Raw genomic sequence first — 21590 nt, 5'->3', positions numbered from 1 at the left:
CTATATGGTGCCGTCATGACATCAAAATTTTTTAAGCGTTCTAAAGCGGCTGCTTCTAAACCTACGCGCTCAAAAGTACTACCAAGTTTGAGCAAAAAGCAGTTAGGTGATTTAGTACCAAAACGTGGTAATAAGTTTGCGCCAAAGATTGGCTCGGCATTGTTAAAAGCAGTAGGTTGGCGTACCGTTGGCGAGATTCCAAATATCCCGCAGGCGGTGGTTTTGGCGCTGCCGCATACCTCCAACGTTGATGGTATTTATGCGATACCAAGCTTATTTGCCCTAGATTTAAAAATCAGCATCATGGGCAAACATACGCTATTTAAAGTGCCGGTGTTTGCACAGCTGTTAAAGTGGATTGGCGTCATTCCTATTGACCGTGGTAATAAAGGCTCGGTGCTGCAGGCGAGTATTGATAAATTTAAAACTGGCAAACCGCTATTTTTAGGCTTAGCGCCAGAAGGTACACGCCAATATACCAAAGACTGGAAGACTGGCTTTTATTATTTGGCATTAGGTGCCGGCGTGCCGATTTTACCCGTAGCGATGGACTATAAAACCAAAGAAATACGCTTTATGTCGCTCGTCTATCCGACAGGAGATATCGACGTCGATTTGCCAAAAATATATGCGCAGTATCGCGGCGTTGTACCGCGTTATCCTGAGCGATTATCGCAGCCGCTACAGGATATCAATCATTTAGCTGAGTAACGCTTTTGTGATTTTTAATAACGATTGCAACCAAAAGCCTCTGATAGCCCAACTATCAGAGGCTTTTTTAATGTTAAACATTTAAGTTTGCTATTAAGTGGTTCTAGTCGGTGATTGGCTACTAAAAATGCGGCTGCCCATTAGAAGCACTGACTCCGCCATCAACGGGCAAATTAACACCGGTAATCATCGCGGCGTCGTCACTGGCTAAAAAAGTAATGGTAGCGGCAATATCTTCTGGTTTCGCCATCCGCTTAAGTGGGCAGCGGTCTAAGAATTTATCAGTTTTGCTGTCGTTATCTTGAATAGCGGTAGTCATCTCGGTTGCTGTCACGCTTGGATTGACAGCGTTGACGCGCACGCCATCAGCGCCGTGGTCTAGCGCGAGCGTACGCGTTAGGTTGCTGATACCGGCTTTGGCCGCATTATAAGCCGCCATATTCCAGTCGCCACCGACGCCAGACAGCGACGAGACATTGATAATATTGCCTTTACTCGCAATCAAGTGCGGCATGGCAGCCTGACAGACATAAAAAGTGCCATTTAAATTGACATCAATCGCCAATTTCCAATCTTCAGAAGACAGCTCAGTGATTTTCCCTTGCATGGCTTTGCCGGCATTGTTTACTAAGACATCAATTTTGCCAAATTTATCGACGACTCTTTTCATCATTTCTTGTACTTGAGCCTCTACGCTGATATCACAGACGACGGTCAAAAAATTATCAGTATGAATCCAAGTACGATCTTGTGGGAACGCTTTTGCCGTTTCCTCTAGGGTGGCAGCGGTGCGTCCAACTAACACCACATTGGCGCCTTCTTGAGCAAAACGAATGGCGGTTGCGCGGCCGATACCAGAGCCTGCGCCTGTGACGATGACGGTTTTTTCTTTAAAGCGTTTCATGATGTTCAGTCCTTGTTATCATACGAGTGTTATTATATAAATGAAAATATTAAGCAAGCCCATAAGTGCTGTGGCAATTTATAGCCCAGTAAACGCGGTGCAAAGCTGCTAGCTTTTATGTCATCATAACAACTCACTGCGATGAATGCGACTAGGTATAATGGCGTTTATGTTGTTCAATTTATCGCTAAAAGTTATGACAAGGTATAAATTGCTATATTTATTTAATAAGAAAAGGTTGCGGCTGTGTCCAATTTGACTACGGTGATATCTGATGAAGGTTATCTTGGCGATGAGTTAGCCTGTTACCTGCAATCTGAAGTATTAGAGATTGAACTGCCTACTATTCAAGCGCTTGTTACTAGTTATAACGGCCAATATAAGGCGCAAAAATATGACTATCAATTGCCCCTAGGTCAGTTGCAGCTATTAAATCTAAGCATTTATTTACCTGAAGATATTGTCGCAGGACATATTGAAAACGTACGTAAAACGGCTATTGAATCGCTTGCGGCATGGCGCAACGACTATTTAACTAGGTACAAAGATAAGATAGAAGCGACGACCTATGCTGCGGTTTTTGATATTCAATTTAGAAACATTTATCAGAACACAAGTAAACGTGTAAAAAATAACCTTATTAGCAATGCGTTTATAGACAGTTTAAGTTCAGAAATACATGCAAGCGAACTGCCATTGCAGCTGTTTGGCTGGCATGATTGGCAATTGATATTAAGGGCATTACATACGCCATGCGAGCTATGGCGATTTTTACAATATCGTTTAGGGCAGTGGCAACATACTGATAATAGCCGTATAGATAGTCTTAAGTCTGAAGAGGCGATGATTGCTGATTTCCTAAATAACCCTGCCGTATTTGCGCAAGCTATCGCTATAGACAACGCGCTGATTAAATATAAGATGCAAGATAAGCCAAATTCCGCCTTGATTGCGATGGCACTAGCGCAAAAAAGTCAGAGTACCACCAGCCAAATGTATCAGCAGCGTATGGCGCAAGCGGCTGTGTTATGGTCGCAAATGATTAGCCAAATGTTAAAGCGGTATAGCGATAATGGGCAAAAAAAGAATAAGCAAGATTTCTCGGCAATAAATCTTGCATATTGGCAGCAGCAAATACTCGATGAGTCTTTGTTTTCACGGCATGAGCTGATTGGTACCTTGTATAAACATCCCAAACAACAACAGCAATTACGAGAACAAGGCTATGTCGTCCATCATCATTCTTATGAGTCTTTAGGTCGGCATTATATGCTGATATTTTATGGGCAAGATGTCAAAGGGCAACATAGTAAACAAACCATACAGCCAAACCTTGCGAAAATCGCTTTGGATGTGGCCACGCGCTTACCGATAGCGGAGCTGCATCACGTGATTGTACTCGGTATAGATTTCATTGATGAGGCGAATGAGACCTTTATCGATATTGATTTATGGATACAGCCAGTTGCTGCCATGAGCCAACGCGAGCGCCAGCTGACCAAACAAATACAGCAGCTGCAACAGCAAAATCTAAACCGATAGTGGGAGCAGAACCAAACATAAAATGCGCTTTGTTCTAGCTATAGTTAAAATATCCTAAAAACGCTAAGGTATTGCTGATATCAATTTTTTGTAGCCTCTGTCTGCGCAGGCACAGCAAGCAAGAAAAATTAATATCAGCAGTGAATGATGTATCGATATTGCTTTTCACTCACTATACCTCGTTAGAAATATTTATAAACGCGTATAAAAAAAGACAGCCTAGGCTGTCTTTTTTGTACTTAAAATATAATCACTGCTTATTTATTATTGGTATCGTCGTATAAACCGCTACCAGGCAGGATGTTATTGTTAGCAATATCATCATCAGTGATACTACCATCATTAACGTTGTTGTTTACACCTGCATTGTTTACACTAGGATTGTTTACGTTAGTATTGGCAGTATTGTTGATGTCAGAAGTATTGATCGTGTCTGTATTCACTCGTGTTGTATCAACGATATCGGTATGAATATCAGGAGTTGACGTAGTCGCAGGCTTAGCCGTTGGCGTATTCTCACGCACTGACGCGGCAACTTTATCTTGCGTCGATGAGTTTGGCGTCAGAGCAGATTTCGCTTTTTCTTCGTCACGTTCTCTGTCCATCTTATCTTGCATTTTACGTAGGAAGCGAGCAGCTGCTTCTTGACCGCCAAGACCAAATGATAGGGCAAATGCAACCGCAACCGCACCTAAAGTTAGACCGAATGCTAAGTTAACGATAGAATCAGCGATACCCATCGCTTTTAAACCCATCGCCAGTACTAGGCCCATGATTAAGACACGTACGATGTTTGCTAAGAACTGTGAACCTTGTTCAGAGCGCTCAACGACACCAGCGATGATATTGGCAAGCCAAAAACCAATGAACAGAATGATTGCGCCCAAAATAATATTGGCACCAAAAGCAATAAACATAGCGATGATGGCTGAGATAGGCTCGAAACCTAATAGATCAGCGGCGGCAATCGCAGCAAATAGCATGGCAAAGAAGATAATAGCATAACTAACCAAGTCAGAAATCTTCTTATCACCCATGGTTTCTTGCAGACCAACTTTCGCAGGTAATTGGTTGATTTGAGTGTTTTCGATCAAACCTTTGATGATGTTAGCGACCATACGTACCACATAGAAGGTCACGATTAAAATCGCTGCTGCCATAAAGATATTTGGCAATGCTTCCATGATTTTGTTCAGCATGTTGGTTGCAGGGCGCGCAATCACATCGATTTTTAGCGCATTTAAAGCGGCAATAATCGTTGGGATGATAACCACTAAAAACGCTAATGAACCTGCAATATTAGGCAAGCTGTTTTGTTCACTTAGACCTGCTTTTGATGCAAGCTTCTGTACATCGAAAGTAGAAACTAAGTTGGTGACAATGCCGCGTACGACTTTGGCGATGATATAACCCACCACGAAGACCACACCAGCAATAAGAATATTAGGAATAAAGCTAAAGATTTTATCAACCATATTGGTCAATGGCGCAAATAAACCATCAAGCTCTAACTGACCAAGTACCATGGTCAATACAACCAAAAGGATGAACCAGTAAACCATATCAGCAATGGTGCTGCTCATTGGTTTTACGCCTGCCTTGGCACTTAAACGCTCATCCATTGATGTTTTTGCTAATGCTGCGTTAATGGCAGTACGCGCAACGGTCGCAATGACCCAACCAATCACACCAACAGCAATCGCGGCGATAAGGTTTGGAATAAAGGTCAAGACTTGATTGACCATATTAGCGAATGGCGCTGAGATAGAATTTAGATTCAGCTGACTTAGCGCGCCTGAAATCGCAATGATGAAAATAAACCAAAAGACGATTTTTGAGATAATGCCTTCTAAATCGTAGCTTTTACCGGTTGAAGAATTCATGCGTTGGTTAAGATTTACTTTTGACAACACACCACGTACAAGGGCAGCGATACCCAGTGCCACAAGCCAACCAATGATAAAAATTAAAATAGCGCCGATGATGGAACCAATAGGGCCACCCAGATAACCGTTGAACGATGTATACATTGGATTCATCCTGTCCTCCTTTAATGATCATGCATTCCTTATCAAATAATCTCTGCTCTACAATATAAGCCTGATTATTGGTAACGAACCCATACCTAATTATTAATATTTTTAATTGATATTATTCAAGAAGTGTTTTTTTATAAGACCCGAGCCAACATTCTGTGCAGATTGTTAACAAAATCTACGTTCTGTTACTTCTTACCTTAACCAATTTAGCTTAGCTGATGTAATGCGGTATTTAAAGACAGAAAGCTTAACGGCTTACTATAGTTGTGTGATAAGTTGTTAATTTGGCGGCAAATATTAACACAGACTGTACATTTGACCGATAATTTCAAGGGAATCGTAGCTCCTAAAACTAAGATTTGCTATGATAGAAGAATGTGACATCTCGCCACTATCCTTACAATTTGAGAGTATTCTATGAAAAAAATTACTACCTTAAGCATTAGTGCCCTTGCTAGTGCGATGTTATTAGTTACCGGCTGTAATGCTAGTAATGGCAATAAAGAAAGCGCCAGCAAAAGCGTTTCAGTGACTGAAAAAAGCCCAGCCAATGAAAAAGTGGGTTACAGCTTGGGTTATATGATGGCAGAAGGTAATAAAGAAGCGGTCGGCGATCTGAACCTTGATACCTTTGAAAAAGGCTTCCGCGATGGCTACGAAGGTAAGGACTCAGCATTGACGCAAGAGCAAATGCAAGAAGTGTTGATGACTTATCAAAAAGAACAAGAAGAAAAGTTCGTCAAAGAGATGGAAGGCAAAGCTGAAGATAACAAAACCAAAGGTGCGGCATTCTTAGCAGAAAATGGTAAAAAAGAAGGCGTGAAAACCACCGCTTCTGGCTTACAATATAAAGTATTGACCGCTGGTACTGGCAAGTCGCCAAAAGCGACTGACGTGGTCGAAGTCAACTACGAAGGTAAGTTGATTGATGGTACAGTATTTGACAGCTCTTATGAGCGCGGTGAGCCAATTGAATTCCCACTTAACCAAGTCATCGCTGGCTGGACAGAAGGCCTACAGTTGATGAAAGAGGGTGGCAAATACGAATTTTATATTCCATCTGATATCGCTTATGGCGAAGCAGGTAATGCTGGTATCGAGCCTAACAGCACGCTTATCTTTACCGTTGAGCTATTAAAAGTAAAATAAGGCGTTATTAGTTTTTTTACCCCTTTAGTTTAAAGAGGTTAAAAACAATAAAAAAGCCCTCATAGTGTATGAGGGCTTTTTGCTGTACGCTAATTCGGCCAGTCGATGATTAATCGCTAATTACTTATAGTGTTTTTAAATTAAAGTGTTTTTTGGAAGACTTTAGAATTGCGACCGTTATTATATTTTTCACGGCGCGCCTCCGGTAAAGCGGCAGCATCAACTTCCGCAAAACCTTGCTCGACAAACCAATGTGCAGTACGAGTGGTCAGGACGAACAACTTATGTAAACCATGGCTGCGCGCTTGTTGCTCCAAAAACGCCAGCAGGTCAGCACCGCGGCTGCCACTACGATATTCAGGATGCACCGCCACACAAGCCACTTCCGCTGAATCTGCATCCAGTGGATAAAGCGCGGCACAACCCAAAATCATACCATCACGCTCAATGACGCTATAGTGGTCAATTTCTTGTTCTAAGCGCTCGCGCGAGCGGCTGACTAAGATACCTTGTTGTTCTAGCGGGGTTAGTAGCTCAAGCAGTCCAACCACATCGTCAATATCAGCACGGCGAATCTCTTCATACGGGTCATGGCTAATCAAGGTGCCAGAACCATCACGGGTAAATAGCTCTTCGAGTAACGCGCCATCTTTGGCATAAGAGATGATATGGGTGCGATGTACGCCTTGACGGCAAGCATTGCTAGCACAGCTTAAGAAGTAATTAATCTCGCAATTTAAATCACGATCGCGTAAAAAGCGGTCGACTTCATTTGGAATCATCTCACGCAACAAGCGGTCGTCATGATTGATGCCGGCTTCTTCGCCTAAGAATATCAGCTTATCAGCACCGAGCGCCACAGCCGCACTAAGCGCTACATCTTCCGCCAATAAGTTGAAAACTTCACCCGTTGCTGAATAACCCATCGAGCCTAAAATCACAATATGGTCATGTAACAGGTTATTTTTAATGGCTTCGACATCGATTGAGCGCACCTCACCAGTCATCTGATAATCAACGCCGTCACGTATTCCATAAGGACGGGCGGTGACAAAGTTGCCCGAAACCGCGTCAATACGCGAGCCGTACATGGGTGAGTTTGCTAAGCCCATCGACAGTTGGGCTTCGATTTGTAAACGAATTGCACCAACCGCTTGTAAGATAGCCGGCATAGCAACACGCGGGGTCACGCGAATATCTTTATGTAAGGGAGAAGTAATCTGCGCATCTTTGAGGTTTTTTTCGATTTGCGGTCGCGCGCCGTGTACCAGTACCAGTTTGATACCCAAGCTATGCAATAAAGCAAAGTCATGAATCAAGGTACTGAAATTGGGATGATTGACCGCCTCACCGCCAAACATAATCACGAAAGTCTTACCGCGATGGGTGTTAATGTAAGGGGCAGAGTTGCGGAACCAGTGTACGTATTCAGGATTAATTTGTGGCATGGCGCTAGTAGTCATAATGGGTGCAATAGTTGTTAGAATAAGAAAAAGAGCGTGACAGCAAAAGCGTGTCGCTAATGAATTACCATAGCAAAAAACACCGTTATGAGCTATCTTTTATTTTAGCCACTTTAATGAATCTTGGTAGCAAATAGATGATATACACAACCTCAACACGGGATTGGTGTACCGCCAAACGCTTTTTGTTATGCTAAGCGCTATTGCTTTAGCACCAGCTTACGCAGATAATTGATAAAAATAACCATGTTGTTGACCGACGCTTTATTAACAAATTGTTTTACCGCTATACTGTTTTACCGATACATTAACTAGGGATAATGAATGTCATGAAGAAAAGTAACCATTTTGCAAACCCATTCAGTGCGTGGAGCGGCCACCGCTTATTTCATGTTGTCGCTGGTACGCTCGTTGGCGTGATGGCAGTGACGCAGGCTTCAGCAATGTTGCCAACGCCAGAGCAAGCCGTTGATAATTCAGTGGCAATCCAGTCGAATGCCAACCCAGTCAGCACTTCAACGGCGCAAGCGGTCAATAGTAAAATCACCGCCTCATTGATTAGTGTTGATGCAAATGGTCAGGAAGTACTGGTTCCAGTCAATGCCAATACGCGCCTGCAGTCAGGGAATGTCTTAGAATATCAAGGCTACTTTACCAATACCAATGCTGATCGCGTACGTAAAATGACCGTCACTATGAGTATTCCTGAGCAAGTAGAATTGCTACGTGCCGTTTCTCCTGACTTCCCTTATGGTAGTGCTGACGGCAACACCTTTGCCCGTATGCCATTACGCGGTAAGGTTGATAATCAATTGCAAGAAATTCCGTTAAAATACTATAAAGCGGTACGTTGGGATTTAGAAGGCGTTGGTTTGAATGATACCGTCGTGGTTAAATATCGTGCACGCGTTAAATAAGTCTGCTTTTTGATATTTATCTAATGCCTGCCGAATCGAAAAGCACCACAGTCTAAGGTCTAGGCTGTGGTGCTTTTTTTATAAACAACTTACTAACTCAGATTTGGTAAAATGGCTTTTACCAGCTGAAGGTGCTTTTGAAATTAAAGCGTGGCATATTTACTTGGCAGCTTTTCTACAAGACCTTTTTCTTGCTGGGCTTTGTCTTTCATAAGTTGCTTAATGGCCGCAATCTGCGGGGTGGTGGCTTGCATACCAGCTGTCATTAGCGCGCGTCGTTGGCTGGTATCTAGCGAGCTAATATGACCGATATCGGGGATAATAATAATATCAGCGCGCTCACGTTCACGGCGCATTGCTGTCGAACGCTTGGTGCTTGCTTGGCTAACACTCGTAACATTGGTTGCGTTAGAAAAATTGGTGACGATATTGCTTTCAAGAAAACCCCAAAAACTACTTAATGAATTGATAGTCGGTATCTTGTTATTAGCAGGACTATTAGCATTCGCCGCTGTCACATCAACGGCGATGATAATATCGGCCCCTAAATCACGGGCGGTGTCGACTGGTACTAAGCTGACCACGCCACCATCAACATATTTTTTACCAATCTTTTCAGGAATGCGCGGCGCGATAAAAATATTGGGTACGCTGCATGATGCTTGTACTGCAAGTCCGGCATCGCCGCTGCTAAAAACGGCCTTTTTTAGCGTATATTTTTCGGCAGCGACGGCGGCAAAAGATATTGGAAAGTTTTCTATAGCGCGTCCGCTAACTTTTGCATTAATAAAGTTTTTAAGTTTAATACCTTCAATAAAGCCTTGGTTTGATAAGGTGAAATCTGTTAGTTCACTGTCAGAAGTATTTAACGCTAAGCGCTCAAGCTGTTTGGCGTTATAACCACTGGCATATAAGCTGCCAATCAGACTGCCGACACTGGTACCGACCACTAGTGTTGGCGTGATACCGTTTTCTTCTAAGGCTTTAATGACGCCAATATGGGCAAAGCCCTTGGCACCGCCCCCGCCTAAGACTAAGGCGACCTTTGGCTGTTTTTCTATAGGTGCGACGGTTTTAGTAACTGATGGTAAACTTTGGCAAGCACTAATAAACACGCCCAATATGCCAAGCATACTAAATCGCAGCAAGCGTGCTAAATGACGATAGCCATTATAATGAGTAGATAAAAACATATGCGAAAATCACCATAGAGCAATAAAGAGGTATACGATAAGCCATTCATCAGTCGCTTACTTAGAAATCAGCTAGACGCCATATCGTTAAATAGCTTAGCATAGGCAAGTCGCTTGTCAGTTATAATCACTCTGACTGCATTTTTATAGAGGTTGATGATTATAGCTTTTATAAGACCAAATATACGTTAAATCATAACCATCATTAGGATTATTGATGCCCACATCGGTTAGCCGCACTCCTACCTTGAACTCAGCAGACGCTATAAGGCCTGAGATGCCCGTTTCCGCGCTTGATATGCCGGTGACGGCACTGGCGGGCGTGGGGCCAAAGGTGGCGGAGCAACTGTCCCAGTTAGGTATCGAGCGCATTTTTGATTTGCTGTTGCATCTACCGCGTGATTATGAAGATCGTAGCCGATTGGTATCGATAGCCGATGTGGCGCATGGGCAAGCCGCCTTGATTACAGGGCGGGTGGTGCATGTCGATACCAAGCGCAGTGGTATGACCGTGGTGGTTGATGATGATACTGGCACGATATCGCTGCGTTTCTTTAAAGTGTATCGCGGCCTTGCGCAAACGATGAGTATTGGCACGCAGCTACAATTATTTGGCGAAGTAAAGGTCAGTCGTTACGGTAAGCAGATACATCATCCTGAATACCAAGTGATCAGTAGCAATGAAGCCATCGTCAATACAGGGTTACAGCCGATTTATCCGAGTGTTAAAGGCTTACATCAAAATAAGCTGCGTACGCTAATTAAGCTTGCGCTGCAAACGGTGCGCACCCAAGGTCTACCGATGACCTTGTTTACGCCTGCTGACTTTGCTGTGGTCGCTGATTTACCGTTAGCACCTTTTGAGCCTGCTAAATTGGCAATGGCAGAAGATGATTTTCCAGACGATATATTCTCAACCCTTGCGCGTCGTGTGCCTGACAATTCAATAAGCAATATTGGCAACACAACTGCAGTTAATGACACGGCTAATCAAAACGTTTATAACCTAACGATATTTGAAGCCTTGGTATTGCTGCATACGCCGCCGACTTATACCGATGCAGGACGACAATATCAGCTGCTTACGCAACTAAGCGCCCGCACTCATGCTGCCTGTCAGCGTTTAATCATTGAAGAATTAACCGCGCATCAACTGAGCCTATTATATCGCCGTCAGCAATTGCATCAGCATAAAGCGCCTAAATGTACGATGAGTAGCCCGCTTGCCGATAAGCTATTTGCCGCATTGCCGTTTGATTTAACTGGCGCGCAGCAACGCGTCATGAAAGACATCACCGCAGATATGGCGACTTCTATTCCGATGCTCCGACTGGTACAAGGAGATGTTGGCGCAGGCAAAACCTTGGTCGCTGCAGGCGCGGCGGGCTATGCACTCGATAGTGGCTGGCAGGTTGCGGTCATGGCACCAACAGAAATCTTAGCAGAGCAGCATTTGGTCAATTTTAAAAACTGGTTTGAGCCATTGGGTATCGGCGTTGGCTGGCTGGCTGGTAAGCAAACCGCCAAGCAGCGCCGCGAAGCGTTAGAAGCGGTAGCAGAAAATACGGTGCAAGTGGTAGTTGGTACGCATGCCTTATTCCAAGAGCAGGTGAAATTTGCCAAATTGGGCTTGGTCATTATTGATGAACAGCACCGCTTTGGCGTTGAGCAGCGAATGGCCTTGACCAATAAGGGCGTGGCCAATAGTACTCCGCATCAGCTGATTATGACGGCAACCCCGATACCGCGGACGCTGGCGATGAGTGTGTATGGCGATATGGATACGTCCATCATTGATGAGCTGCCTCCGGGGCGTACGCCAATTACCACGGTGACGATTGACCGTAACCGCCGCGACGAAGTCATTGAGCGTATTGCAGTGAATTGTGAAGCAGGTAGGCAGGCGTATTGGGTCTGCTCATTGGTAGAAGAATCAAGCGTGCTTGATGCGCAAGCAGCAGAAGCGACTTATGAAGACTTAAATGAGCGCTTAGATATTCGCATTGGCTTGGTACATGGCAAAATGAAGTCTGCTGACAAGCAAGCCATCATGCAAGAGTTTAAAGCGGGCAATCTTGATTTATTGATTGCCACAACGGTTATCGAAGTTGGGGTTGATGTACCTAATGCCTCACTCATGGTGATTGAGAATGCTGAACGTTTGGGATTATCACAACTACATCAGTTGCGCGGGCGGGTTGGGCGTGGTTCGACCAAAAGCTTCTGCGTATTGTTATACCAAAAGCCGCTGTCGGAGACGGGTACGGAGCGCTTAAATGTGCTGCGTGACAGCACCGACGGTTTTGTGATTGCGCAAAAAGACTTAGAGCTACGCGGCCCCGGTGAGCTGTTGGGCAAACGTCAAACCGGTAACGTTGGCTATTATTTGGCCGACCTTATCCGCGATGAGCAACTATTTGCCATTGCGCAGCGCCTAGCGAAACATCTTATCTCTGACCCAACACGTAAAGCGGACGTCAGCCAACTTATCCATCGCTGGATGCCAGAAGCCAGTCGCTATACCAATGCTTAATAATTAACGCTTGCTTAGTAACTGAGCCAATTCTCTGTCATCAACTCTCCTAAAAAAGCCATTATTTTTTTAAAGATAATGGCTTTTTCTTATGGGTTTTATAGGCTATCTAGAAGTTAGAAGGTAATACCAGCCTATTTAAGTTCATTAACGAGATGTTCTGATTATTTGTAATTTTTATCCGTTTCGTTTGGTCAGTTTTACGCCCATCCTTTATTAATAGAAGCAGACTTACGAAGCTAAAACACGATATATAAAAATAAGATGATGACTTAATATATGCTATCCTCAATAAATTTATAGACTATTGTAATCATAAATAGCCCCTTTTTTAGCTATAATTTTCTAACTTTATACCCTTTCTAATTGCCTGTATTGACAGAGAGTTATCATGAGCGATGTTGAAGACAACCAGCGACCAGTTGAACCAGAGCTACCACCTTACCGCCAAGCGGATGCACGTGCGCCCAAATCATCATCGAAATATCCTTGGTGGTTATTGCCAGTATTAGCCGTAGTCCTTGTGATTGGGGTTTTGGTCGGTAAGTATTGGGGCGGCGATAAAGATGCGAGTATTGATTCATCAGCGGCTAACAAGGCACAAAGCGCAAATGCTGACCCAAAAGAGAGCAGCAATCAACAGGCAGTGCTTTCGGTCGAAACGGTAACGCCAAGCCAAGACAGTATTGGCAATACCTTAAGCGCTGACGGCACTATTAACGCCAAAGATGTCGCCAATGTCAGCCCTAAAGTAAATGGTGTGGCTATCGAGCAGGTGTTGGTTGAAGAAGGCGATCGGGTCAAAGCGGGGCAAGTCCTGGCGATATTTGATACCGATGCCATGCAGCAGCAAGTCTTGCAGGCGGAAGCCGATGTTGCCGAAGCCGAAGCAACGCTTGCCAATGCAACTGCCGATGCCGCTCGTGTCCTACCGCTGATTGAGATTGATGCCATTAGTAGGCAAGAAGCGGATCGCTATCGTACCTCAAAGCTACAGGCAGAGGCGGCCTTGCAAGCGTCGAAAGCGCGTCTTAGTACCCAACGCTTGAGTGTGAAAAACGCCAACGTGGTTGCGCCGGTCAGCGGTGTCATCAGTGAAAAAATGGCGGAAGTCGGTATGGTTGCTGGTGGTGAGCCATTATTTACCATTATTAAAGGCGGTATTTTAGAGTGGCGTGCGGATATCGATCCTAAGCTGCTAGGCGAAGTGAGTGTCGGTACGCCAGTGCGCGTCAGCTTGCCAGCCGGCGATTCGGTTATGGGTAAGGTTAATCGTATTGCGCCAACGGCTGATGATAATCGCCAAATCACCATTTATGCTAGCCTTGTGCCAAACTCAAAAGTACGCGCGGGCATGTACCAAACGGGCGAGTTTTTATTGGGTAGTACCAGCGCGCAAAAGGTGCCCAATAGCGCTATCGTCAGTAATGACGGCTATGATTATGTGATGCTAGTGACTAATATTAAGAGCCAAGACGGTCAAAACATTGGCCGTATCAAGCAACAACGCGTAACTTTGGGTGAGCGCTTTGGTGATAATGTGGCACTAACGGAGACACTATCAGCAGACAGCCGACTTGTAAAGCAGGGCGGTAGCTTTTTAAACGACGGCGACTTGGTACGTGTGGTTGATGGCCTAAATACCGCCATTGATACATCAGGCAGCCAAACTGGTAAAGCTGCAAACACTGCAAGTACGAGCACAGCCACGCAGGCACGCTCATGAGTTTAAATGTCTCAGCTTACTCGATTAGAAATCCTTTGGTTGCCATCTTACTGTTTGTGCTGCTGACCTTGGGCGGCATCTACGGTTTTATGCAAATGAAGGTGCAGCAATTCCCTGATATTGACCTGCCAGCGGTGGTGGTCACCGTCACTTTGCCGGGTGCCGCGCCATCGCAGCTCGAAAACGACATTGCCAAAAAGATAGAAAATAAGCTCACCAGTATTGAGGGCGTTAAGTATATTCGTACCACCCTACAAACGGGTGCCGCGACCATGGTCACCGAGTTTGTCCTAGAAAAAGACATACAAGAAGCAGTCGACGATGTACGTTCGGCGGTCGGTGAGGTACGTGGCGATTTGCCAGCTGCGGCCAATGATCCAATCATTACCAAAGTCTCAACGGCCGGGTTTCCCGTCGTCACTTACTCTGTTGCCTCTGACAATATGAACGTCGAGGACTTATCTTGGTTCGTCGATGATACGGTCACCAAGCGTTTATCCGATATTCCAGGGGTCAGTACCGTTAGCCGCATCGGTGGTTTGCAACGTGAAATCACCGTTGCCGCCGACCCAATTGCGTTGAGCGGTTTGAAATATCCTATCGCCCAGTTATCAGAACAAATCACCGGTATTCAACAAGACAGCTCAGGCGGTGAAGCGGAAGTAGGCAAGACCACCCAGACCATTCGGGTACTTGGTGCGGTTGAACGTGCCAGTGATTTAAACAATTTACAAGTCGCGGTGCCGACGGGTGGTACGCAAGCGCTTGGACGTATGGCGCAAATCACCGATGGCGCTGCTGACCCAAGCTCGATTGCTAAGCTTGATGGGCAAACAGTGGTGGCATTTAATATCACCCGTTCGCGCGGTGCCAGTGAGGTTGAAGTGATGGAGCTGGTTGACGCCGAGCTTGCCAAGCTATCAGCCGATGTCGGCAATATCGATATTGAAAAAGTCTATGATCGTGCTACGCCAATCGCTGAGGATTATCAAGCGTCGTTACGCATGCTAATAGAAGGCGGATTGCTTGCTGTTGTCGTGGTGTTCTTATTTTTACGCAATGTCCGCGCGACCTTTGTGGCGGCTGTGGCGTTACCGTTGTCAGTTATTCCTACTTTTTTAGGGATGTACTTATTCGGCTTTAGTCTTAATATTATCTCGTTATTGGCGCTGTCATTGGTCATCGGGGTCTTGGTCGATGATGCGATTGTAGAAGTTGAAAACATTATCCGCCATTTGCGCATGGGCAAGACGCCTTATGAAGCGGCGATGGAAGCAGCTGATGAGATTGGTTTAGCCGTTGTCGCGACCACATTTACCTTAATTGCAGTGTTTTTACCGACAGCTTTTATGGGCGGGATTGTCGGGCAGTTTTTCCGGCAATTTGGTTGGACTGCCGCCTTATCGATATTTGCGTCGTTAATGGTCGCGCGTCTTATCACTCCGATGATGGCTGCTTATATATTGCGACCAGAAAAAAAGCATGTCGAAAAACAAAGCGCGCTCATGGATTGGTATCTAAAAGTGGTCTCTTGGACGCTGCATCATCGCTGGATTACCATGGGTGCGACGCTAATATTATTTGTAGCATCACTTGCTTTGGTAAAATTACTACCAACGTCCTTTATTCCTGATAATGATATTGACCAAACGCGGGTTGAGATTGAGCTAACCCCAGATGTAGCGCTAGAAGATACCGAACGTGTGGCGGCGATGGCTAGTGAGCGTATATTGGCCATGCCTGAAGTGAGCCATATTTTTACCTCGGTAGGCGAAGCGCAAGCGGCAATGGAGGCCAGCTCAGGCGGCAAAGCTGAAAATATCGCGGGCTTAGATATCGTACTTGCTCCGCGCGCAGAGCGTGCCTCTAAGCAAGAGATTGAACGGCAGATAAGCAGCATGCTCTCAGAAGTACCCGGCGCACGCTTTACGGTTGGTTTATCGAGTGGCGGTGAGACCGGTTATAATTTTTCTTTGACCAGTACCGATCCGCAACTGCTCGAGCAAACCGCGCAGCAAATAATGACAGAGATTCGTGCATTACCAAGTGCCGGCGCTGTCACCAGTGACCGCAGTCTACCGCGTCAAGAGCTAACGGTAACTCCAGACAGACTGGCGATGGCGGATAAAGGCGTGACCACGCAAGATATCGCCACTACCTTACGTGTGGCGACTGTTGGTGATTATGAGCAGCGATTATCTAAGCTCAATCTCGATACACGCCAGATTCCTATCGTGGTGCGCCTGCCAGATGTTGCCAAACAAAATGTCAGTCAATTAGAAGGCTTATATGTGCCAAGCGCCTTACCACCGGGACAAGGCGTACGGGTAGGTGAGGTGGCATCGTTAAACTTTGGTACCGGACCTGCACAAATCAGCCGCCTTGATCGTGAGCGGGCGATTAGTATTACGGTGCAGCCTGCCAATGGCGAGCTTGGGGACTTGGTGCAAGCAGTTAAAGCCATACCCAGTATGCAGCAGCTGCCGGCCTCTATTACTATTATTGACCAAGGACAAGCCGAGAATATGGCTGAGCTATTTAGTGGCTTTGTGATTGCGATGTCTGTCGGTGTGGTCTGTATCTTAGGCGTGCTGATTTTATTATTTGGGCGCATATTGCAGCCATTTACCATTTTGATGGCTCTGCCGCTGTCTATCGGTGGCGCTTTTGTCGGCTTAGTGATTACCAACAGCAGTCTGTCGATGCCATCGATGATTGGTTTTATCATGTTGATGGGCATCGCCACCAAAAACTCTATCTTGTTGGTCGATTACGCATTGATTGCTCAGCGCCGAGGTTTGGCGCGTTTTGATGCCATTATCGATTCTTGTCGTAAGCGTGCGCGGCCGATTATCATGACCACCATTGCGATGGGCGCTGGCATGTTGCCATTGGTCTTTGGTTGGGGCGATGCCGATCCTACCTTCCGTCGTCCGATGGCTGCCGCGGTACTGGGTGGTTTGGTCACCTCAACCCTATTAAGCCTCGTAGTCATTCCCGTGGTTTATACCTTGATGGACGACTTATCAGGATGGTTTGGCAAATGGTTGATACCGCATGGTAAAGAGAAGGAAAGCGTCGTTATTGAAAAATAATTTGTGCTGGTAAAGCTGCTAGATCAACCACACGGAAAGTAGTTGATTTAGGGTTTTGCACCCTGTTAATCATAAGGACTAGGATTACGATCGACTTTTAGAATATTGCCTAAACTTAAGGCATAGCCCAAATTAAAGCCATGCTGACTACAACATATCTAAAAACCTAACCGCAAGCATGGCTGTTAATATAAAAATTAGAGCGCTCACGCATAATGCCTGCCAGAGATATTTTTTGTCATCCATAATTAACTACCTTACATTCTTTTATATGAATATAACACGTTAATTATTTTCTAATGCAAAAAAATCACTCAAAATATCATTATTCATAAAATCTTCTGCCACGCTCCTAGTTACCAAGTCCTATTCCATAACCTTGTCTTATCAACGTGAATTTAACTCATCTTAGATTTAAATAGTATCATTTTTATTCATGATCGCGTTCGGGTATGATTTATCTCATATACAAATTTGGTTTTATCTCACACAATGAGAATAGGGTAGCGGATTATCATGAGTAAACAATTTACATATTCGATCTCGAGCATTCGTTTTGATGAAAACTATCATCCGGCAGATAGCACGCGTCTGACCACGAACTTTGCCAATTTGGCGCGCGGTGAGCAGCGTGAAGAAAATCTGCGTAAAACACTAAGAATGATTAATAATCGTTTTAACGCTTTGGCGCATTGGGATAACCCAACCGCCGACCGTTACTCTGTTGAAGTTGATATTATTTCAGCAGATTTAGATATTGAAGGTAATGGCGATACTTTTCCGGTCATCGAAACGCTAAAAACCACGATCGTCGACCATAAAGACAATACCCGTATCGACGGTATGATTGGTAATAGCTTTTCCTCTTATGTACGCGATTATGACTTTAGCGTTGTCCTATTAGAGCATTTCGATAAAAACCCGTCATCGCCACCGCCGGCAGATTTTGGTGACTTACATGGCAAACTGTTTCAGTATTTATTGAATTCAGAAACCTATCAAGCTGAGTTTAATAAACAGCCGGTGATTTGCCTAAGTGTATCGACCAGTAAAACCTATCATCGTACGATTAACCAGCATCCGGTGTTAGGGGTTGAATACCGACAAGACGAATATTCTTTAACTGACGATTATTTTCATAAAATGGGCTTAACCGTGCGCTATTTTATGCCTGCTGGTAGTGTTGCGCCTTTAGCGTTTTATTTTGCCGGTGACTTGCTGACTGATTACACTGACCTTGAGCTCATCAGTGCGATTGCAACTATGGAAACCTTCCAAAAGATTTACCGTCCTGAAATCTATAATGCCAACTCGACGGCAGGTCAGGTATATCAGCCCAGTTTGAAGTACCAAGACTATTCACTGACGCAAATCGTTTATGACCGTGAAGAGCGTAGCCAAATGGCAGTGAAGCAAGGTAAGTTTACGCAAGAGCAGTTTATCAAGCCTTACCAAGCGATTCTTGAAGAATGGGCGGCAAGCTATGAGGTGAATGAGCACGCTGCAGAAGCATGTGCGGATAAAGAGTACGCTGCCTAACTATTTTCAACCTAGATACGTTCAATTTAAATACTATCAATCTAGCTGGAATGAGAATACCAATAAATAAGAAGATAAATGTTATGACACTGCTATTACCAACACAAAAGTTATTATCGACACAAAGATTATTACCAACCTCAACCGCTGGCAGCTTGCCAAAACCGTCTTGGCTAGCTGAACCGGAAAAAATTTGGTCACCTTGGGCTTTAGAGGGCGAGCAACTGCTCGAAGCCAAACAAGATGCGCTACGGGTGTCATTACAAGAGCAATTGCAGGCAGGGATTGATATCGTCAGTGATGGCGAGCAGACACGTCAGCATTTTGTGACTACCTTTATTGAACATCTTGATGGTGTCGATTTCGAAAAGCGTGAAACGGTTAAAATTCGCAATCGTTATGAGGCAAGTGTTCCGTCAGTTGTGGGTAGCGTAAGTCGCCAAAAAGCTGTGTTTGTTGACGATGCCAAATTTTTACGCTCGCAAACCGATCAACCTATCAAATGGGCGTTGCCCGGCCCAATGACGATGATTGATACCTTATATGATGGTCATTATAAAAGCCGTGAAAAACTGGCTTGGGAATTTGCCAAAATTTTAAATCAAGAAGCGAAAGATTTAGAAGCGGCTGGTGTGGACATCATTCAATTCGATGAACCAGCGTTTAACGTGTTTTTTGATGATGTTAACGACTGGGGTATTGCCACTTTAGAGCGTGCTATTGAAGGTCTAAAATGTGAAACGGCGGTGCATATTTGCTACGGCTACGGTATCAAAGCCAATACCGATTGGAAAAAAACTTTAGGGACAGAGTGGCGTCAATATGAACAAGCCTTTCCAAAACTGCAGCAGTCAAATATTGATATCGTCTCTTTGGAGTGTCAAAACTCGCATGTACCGATGGATTTGATTGAACTGATTCGCGGTAAAAAGGTAATGGTCGGCGCCATTGATGTGGCAACCAATAATATCGAAACACCGGAAGAAGTAGCAGATACGTTACGTAAAGCGCTGCAATTTGTCGATGCAGATAAGCTTTATCCTTCGACCAACTGCGGCATGGCACCGTTATCTCGCCAAGTTGCACGCGGCAAATTGCAAGCCTTGAGCGCAGGTGCAGCTATTGTACGTAAAGAGCTTAGCGTTTAGCATTTCTTAACAAAGCTTACCTTGTTTAAACCCATGAGTGACCTCAGTTATCAATGTACTTAAAGATTAAAATTTAGGAGTTAAGTCATGATTGAAGCAACTGATTTTAGAGATGCCATGTCTCTATTACCGACAGCGGTCAATGTGATCACCACAAAAGGTGACTCTGGCTGTCATGGGTTTACCGCCTCGGCGGTCTGTAGCGTGACCGATACACCGCCAACCTTGCTTGTCTGTATGAATCAGAGCTCGCGCTCACACGAACATTTTCTTGAAAACAAAACGTTAAGTGTCAATGTCTTAGGTACGCAGCACGAACCCATATCTAATGCCTTTGCCTCCAAACTATGCTCAGAAGAGCGTTTTTGTCACGGTGCTTGGACGACATTAACCACAGGTGCCCCTGTTTTAGAGGATGCGCTAGTCAGTTTTGATTGTGAAATTGATGACATTCAACAAGTCGGCACACACAGTATTTTTATGTGCCGCGTGGTCGCCATCAAACAAGGTGTGAGCGATGAAAGTTTGGTGTATTTCAATCGCTCGTACCATCAAGTGGGTCAAACAGAAATCGTTTAACCTACTTTTAAAGCCCTTGTTATTTAACTAAAACTATAGCTAACTGAGAAGTAACTATCCTGTGGAAATACTCATTTTTTTAATAATAGGCGCGCTAGCAGGATTTGCTGCCGGGCTTTTTGGTGTGGGCGGTGGCACGATTATTGTGCCTTTATTGTTTGTCGTTTTTACCCAAATGGATTACAGCCCTGACAGCATTATGCATTTAGCATTAGGGACGTCATTGGCGACTATTATTGTCACCTCTATCAGCTCGCTTATGGCACACAATAAAAAAGGCGCTGTGATGTGGCCGGTGTTTAAAAATCTGGCACCAGGTTTAGCGCTAGGTTGTTTCTTAGGCGCGGGAATCGCAGGGCAGATATCTGGGTTGTATCTTCAGCTGATTGTTGGGGTTTTTTTACTGTGGGTTGCTTATAAGATGTTTTTTGCCGGTAAAAAACCTGTTGCTAATCATTCTAGTGGCGCTAATGATGTCAGTAGCGCCAACTACGCCAATCCAGTACTACCCTCAAAACCTAAGCAATTAGCAGCAGGCGGCGTTATTGGTGTCGCTTCTGCTATCTTTGGTATTGGCGGTGGCAGCTTAACCGTGCCTTATCTCACGCGTTATAATGTGGTGATGCAAAAAGCGGTTGGGACTTCAGCGGCGTGCGGGTTGCCGATTGCTATAGCCGGTGCATTAGGGTTTATGTTTTTTGGCATGCAGCAGCAAGTCGATGTGCCTAATACCATTGGCTTTGTACATATTTATGCCTTTTTAGGCATTAGTATTATGAGCTTTTTTACCGCAAAATTAGGCGCAAAAGTCGCTCATATACTATCGCCAGAACTGTTAAAAAAATGCTTTGCGGTATTATTAACGGTGGTGGGATTTTATTTTCTGTATAAAGGGCTGGTTTAAATACTCATGTTTATATAATAGGGCGTGTTTTCATTTAGAATGAGGATGCGTCCTAATCATATTATTTTGGCTAATTAACCCCAGTTCGGGATAAGCCACATTGTAACTCATTGATACTATTTACAATGTGGCTACCTGCCCCTTCTGA

At 44.7% G+C, this 21590-nt stretch carries 15 protein-coding genes; 11 read left to right on the top strand and 4 right to left on the bottom strand.

The window, feature by feature from the left end; all coding sequences use genetic code 11:
- The first annotated feature begins 15 nt into the window (after positions 1-15).
- A complete protein-coding gene (locus tag H9653_RS10410; protein WP_191692317.1) occupies positions 16-711 on the top strand; it encodes a lysophospholipid acyltransferase family protein in 696 nt (231 codons plus the stop codon).
- Positions 712-832: 121 nt separating this feature from the next.
- Here H9653_RS10410 and H9653_RS10405 read toward each other — a convergent pair whose 3' ends face one another.
- Positions 833-1615, bottom strand: a complete 783-nt coding sequence (locus tag H9653_RS10405) for an SDR family NAD(P)-dependent oxidoreductase (protein ID WP_191692316.1) — start codon at positions 1613-1615, stop codon at positions 833-835.
- Between the two features lie 246 nt (positions 1616-1861).
- On the opposite strand from H9653_RS10405, the gene H9653_RS10400 reads away from it, so the two are divergent.
- Positions 1862-3157, top strand: coding sequence for a hypothetical protein (locus H9653_RS10400; RefSeq protein ID WP_191692315.1), 1296 nt, complete (start codon positions 1862-1864; stop codon positions 3155-3157).
- Between the two features lie 257 nt (positions 3158-3414).
- On the opposite strand, the gene H9653_RS10395 is transcribed toward H9653_RS10400, so the two are convergent.
- Complete coding sequence (locus H9653_RS10395; protein ID WP_191692314.1) at positions 3415-5196, bottom strand: mechanosensitive ion channel; 1782 nt, start codon at positions 5194-5196, stop codon at positions 3415-3417.
- 417 nt (positions 5197-5613) lie between these two features.
- Between H9653_RS10395 and H9653_RS10390 the strand changes: the two genes are divergently transcribed.
- On the top strand, positions 5614-6345 hold the full coding sequence (locus H9653_RS10390) for an FKBP-type peptidyl-prolyl cis-trans isomerase (RefSeq protein ID WP_102077430.1): 732 nt from the start codon (positions 5614-5616) through the stop codon (positions 6343-6345).
- A gap of 140 nt (positions 6346-6485) precedes the next feature.
- Here the strand turns inward: H9653_RS10390 and argA are convergent, their stop codons facing one another.
- Entirely contained in the window at positions 6486-7808 is a 1323-nt protein-coding gene (gene argA / locus H9653_RS10385; protein ID WP_191692313.1) for an amino-acid N-acetyltransferase, read from the bottom strand.
- A gap of 329 nt (positions 7809-8137) precedes the next feature.
- On the opposite strand from argA, the gene H9653_RS10380 reads away from it, so the two are divergent.
- A complete protein-coding gene (locus tag H9653_RS10380; RefSeq protein WP_144298015.1) occupies positions 8138-8725 on the top strand; it encodes a hypothetical protein in 588 nt (195 codons plus the stop codon).
- Between the two features lie 143 nt (positions 8726-8868).
- Here H9653_RS10380 and H9653_RS10375 read toward each other — a convergent pair whose 3' ends face one another.
- Positions 8869-9918 (bottom strand): patatin-like phospholipase family protein, encoded by a 1050-nt coding sequence (locus H9653_RS10375; protein WP_191692312.1) that lies wholly within the window; start codon positions 9916-9918, stop codon positions 8869-8871.
- A 217-nt stretch (positions 9919-10135) separates the two neighbouring features.
- Between H9653_RS10375 and recG the strand changes: the two genes are divergently transcribed.
- From recG to H9653_RS10340, 7 genes are all read left to right on the top strand, one after another.
- Positions 10136-12451 (top strand): ATP-dependent DNA helicase RecG, encoded by a 2316-nt coding sequence (gene recG, locus H9653_RS10370; RefSeq protein WP_191692311.1) that lies wholly within the window; start codon positions 10136-10138, stop codon positions 12449-12451.
- 391 nt (positions 12452-12842) lie between these two features.
- A complete protein-coding gene (locus H9653_RS10365) occupies positions 12843-14177 on the top strand; it encodes an efflux RND transporter periplasmic adaptor subunit (RefSeq protein WP_191692310.1) in 1335 nt (444 codons plus the stop codon).
- The gene (locus tag H9653_RS10360; RefSeq protein ID WP_191692309.1) at positions 14174-17272 is read left to right on the top strand and encodes an efflux RND transporter permease subunit; all 3099 of its coding nucleotides are present in this window, start codon (positions 14174-14176) and stop codon (positions 17270-17272) included. Before H9653_RS10365 ends, H9653_RS10360 begins: the two co-directional genes overlap by 4 nt.
- Positions 17273-17788: 516 nt before the next feature.
- Positions 17789-18811 carry a DUF1852 domain-containing protein gene (locus tag H9653_RS10355; RefSeq protein WP_191692308.1) on the top strand — a complete coding sequence of 341 codons (1023 nt, stop codon included), beginning with the start codon at positions 17789-17791 and terminating at the stop codon, positions 18809-18811.
- A gap of 83 nt (positions 18812-18894) precedes the next feature.
- Complete coding sequence (locus H9653_RS10350) at positions 18895-19959, top strand: methionine synthase (RefSeq protein WP_191692307.1); 1065 nt, start codon at positions 18895-18897, stop codon at positions 19957-19959.
- Positions 19960-20046: 87 nt separating this feature from the next.
- Positions 20047-20538, top strand: a complete 492-nt coding sequence (locus H9653_RS10345; protein ID WP_068406101.1) for a flavin reductase — start codon at positions 20047-20049, stop codon at positions 20536-20538.
- Positions 20539-20599: 61 nt separating this feature from the next.
- Entirely contained in the window at positions 20600-21442 is an 843-nt protein-coding gene (locus tag H9653_RS10340; protein ID WP_144297455.1) for a sulfite exporter TauE/SafE family protein, read from the top strand.
- Positions 21443-21590 lie beyond the last annotated feature (148 nt).

Origin of the sequence: Psychrobacter communis, assembly GCF_014836505.1 — a bacterium.
GTDB classification, from domain to species: Bacteria; Pseudomonadota; Gammaproteobacteria; order Pseudomonadales; family Moraxellaceae; genus Psychrobacter; species Psychrobacter faecalis.
This window is presented reverse-complemented; position numbering and strand designations above follow the sequence as displayed.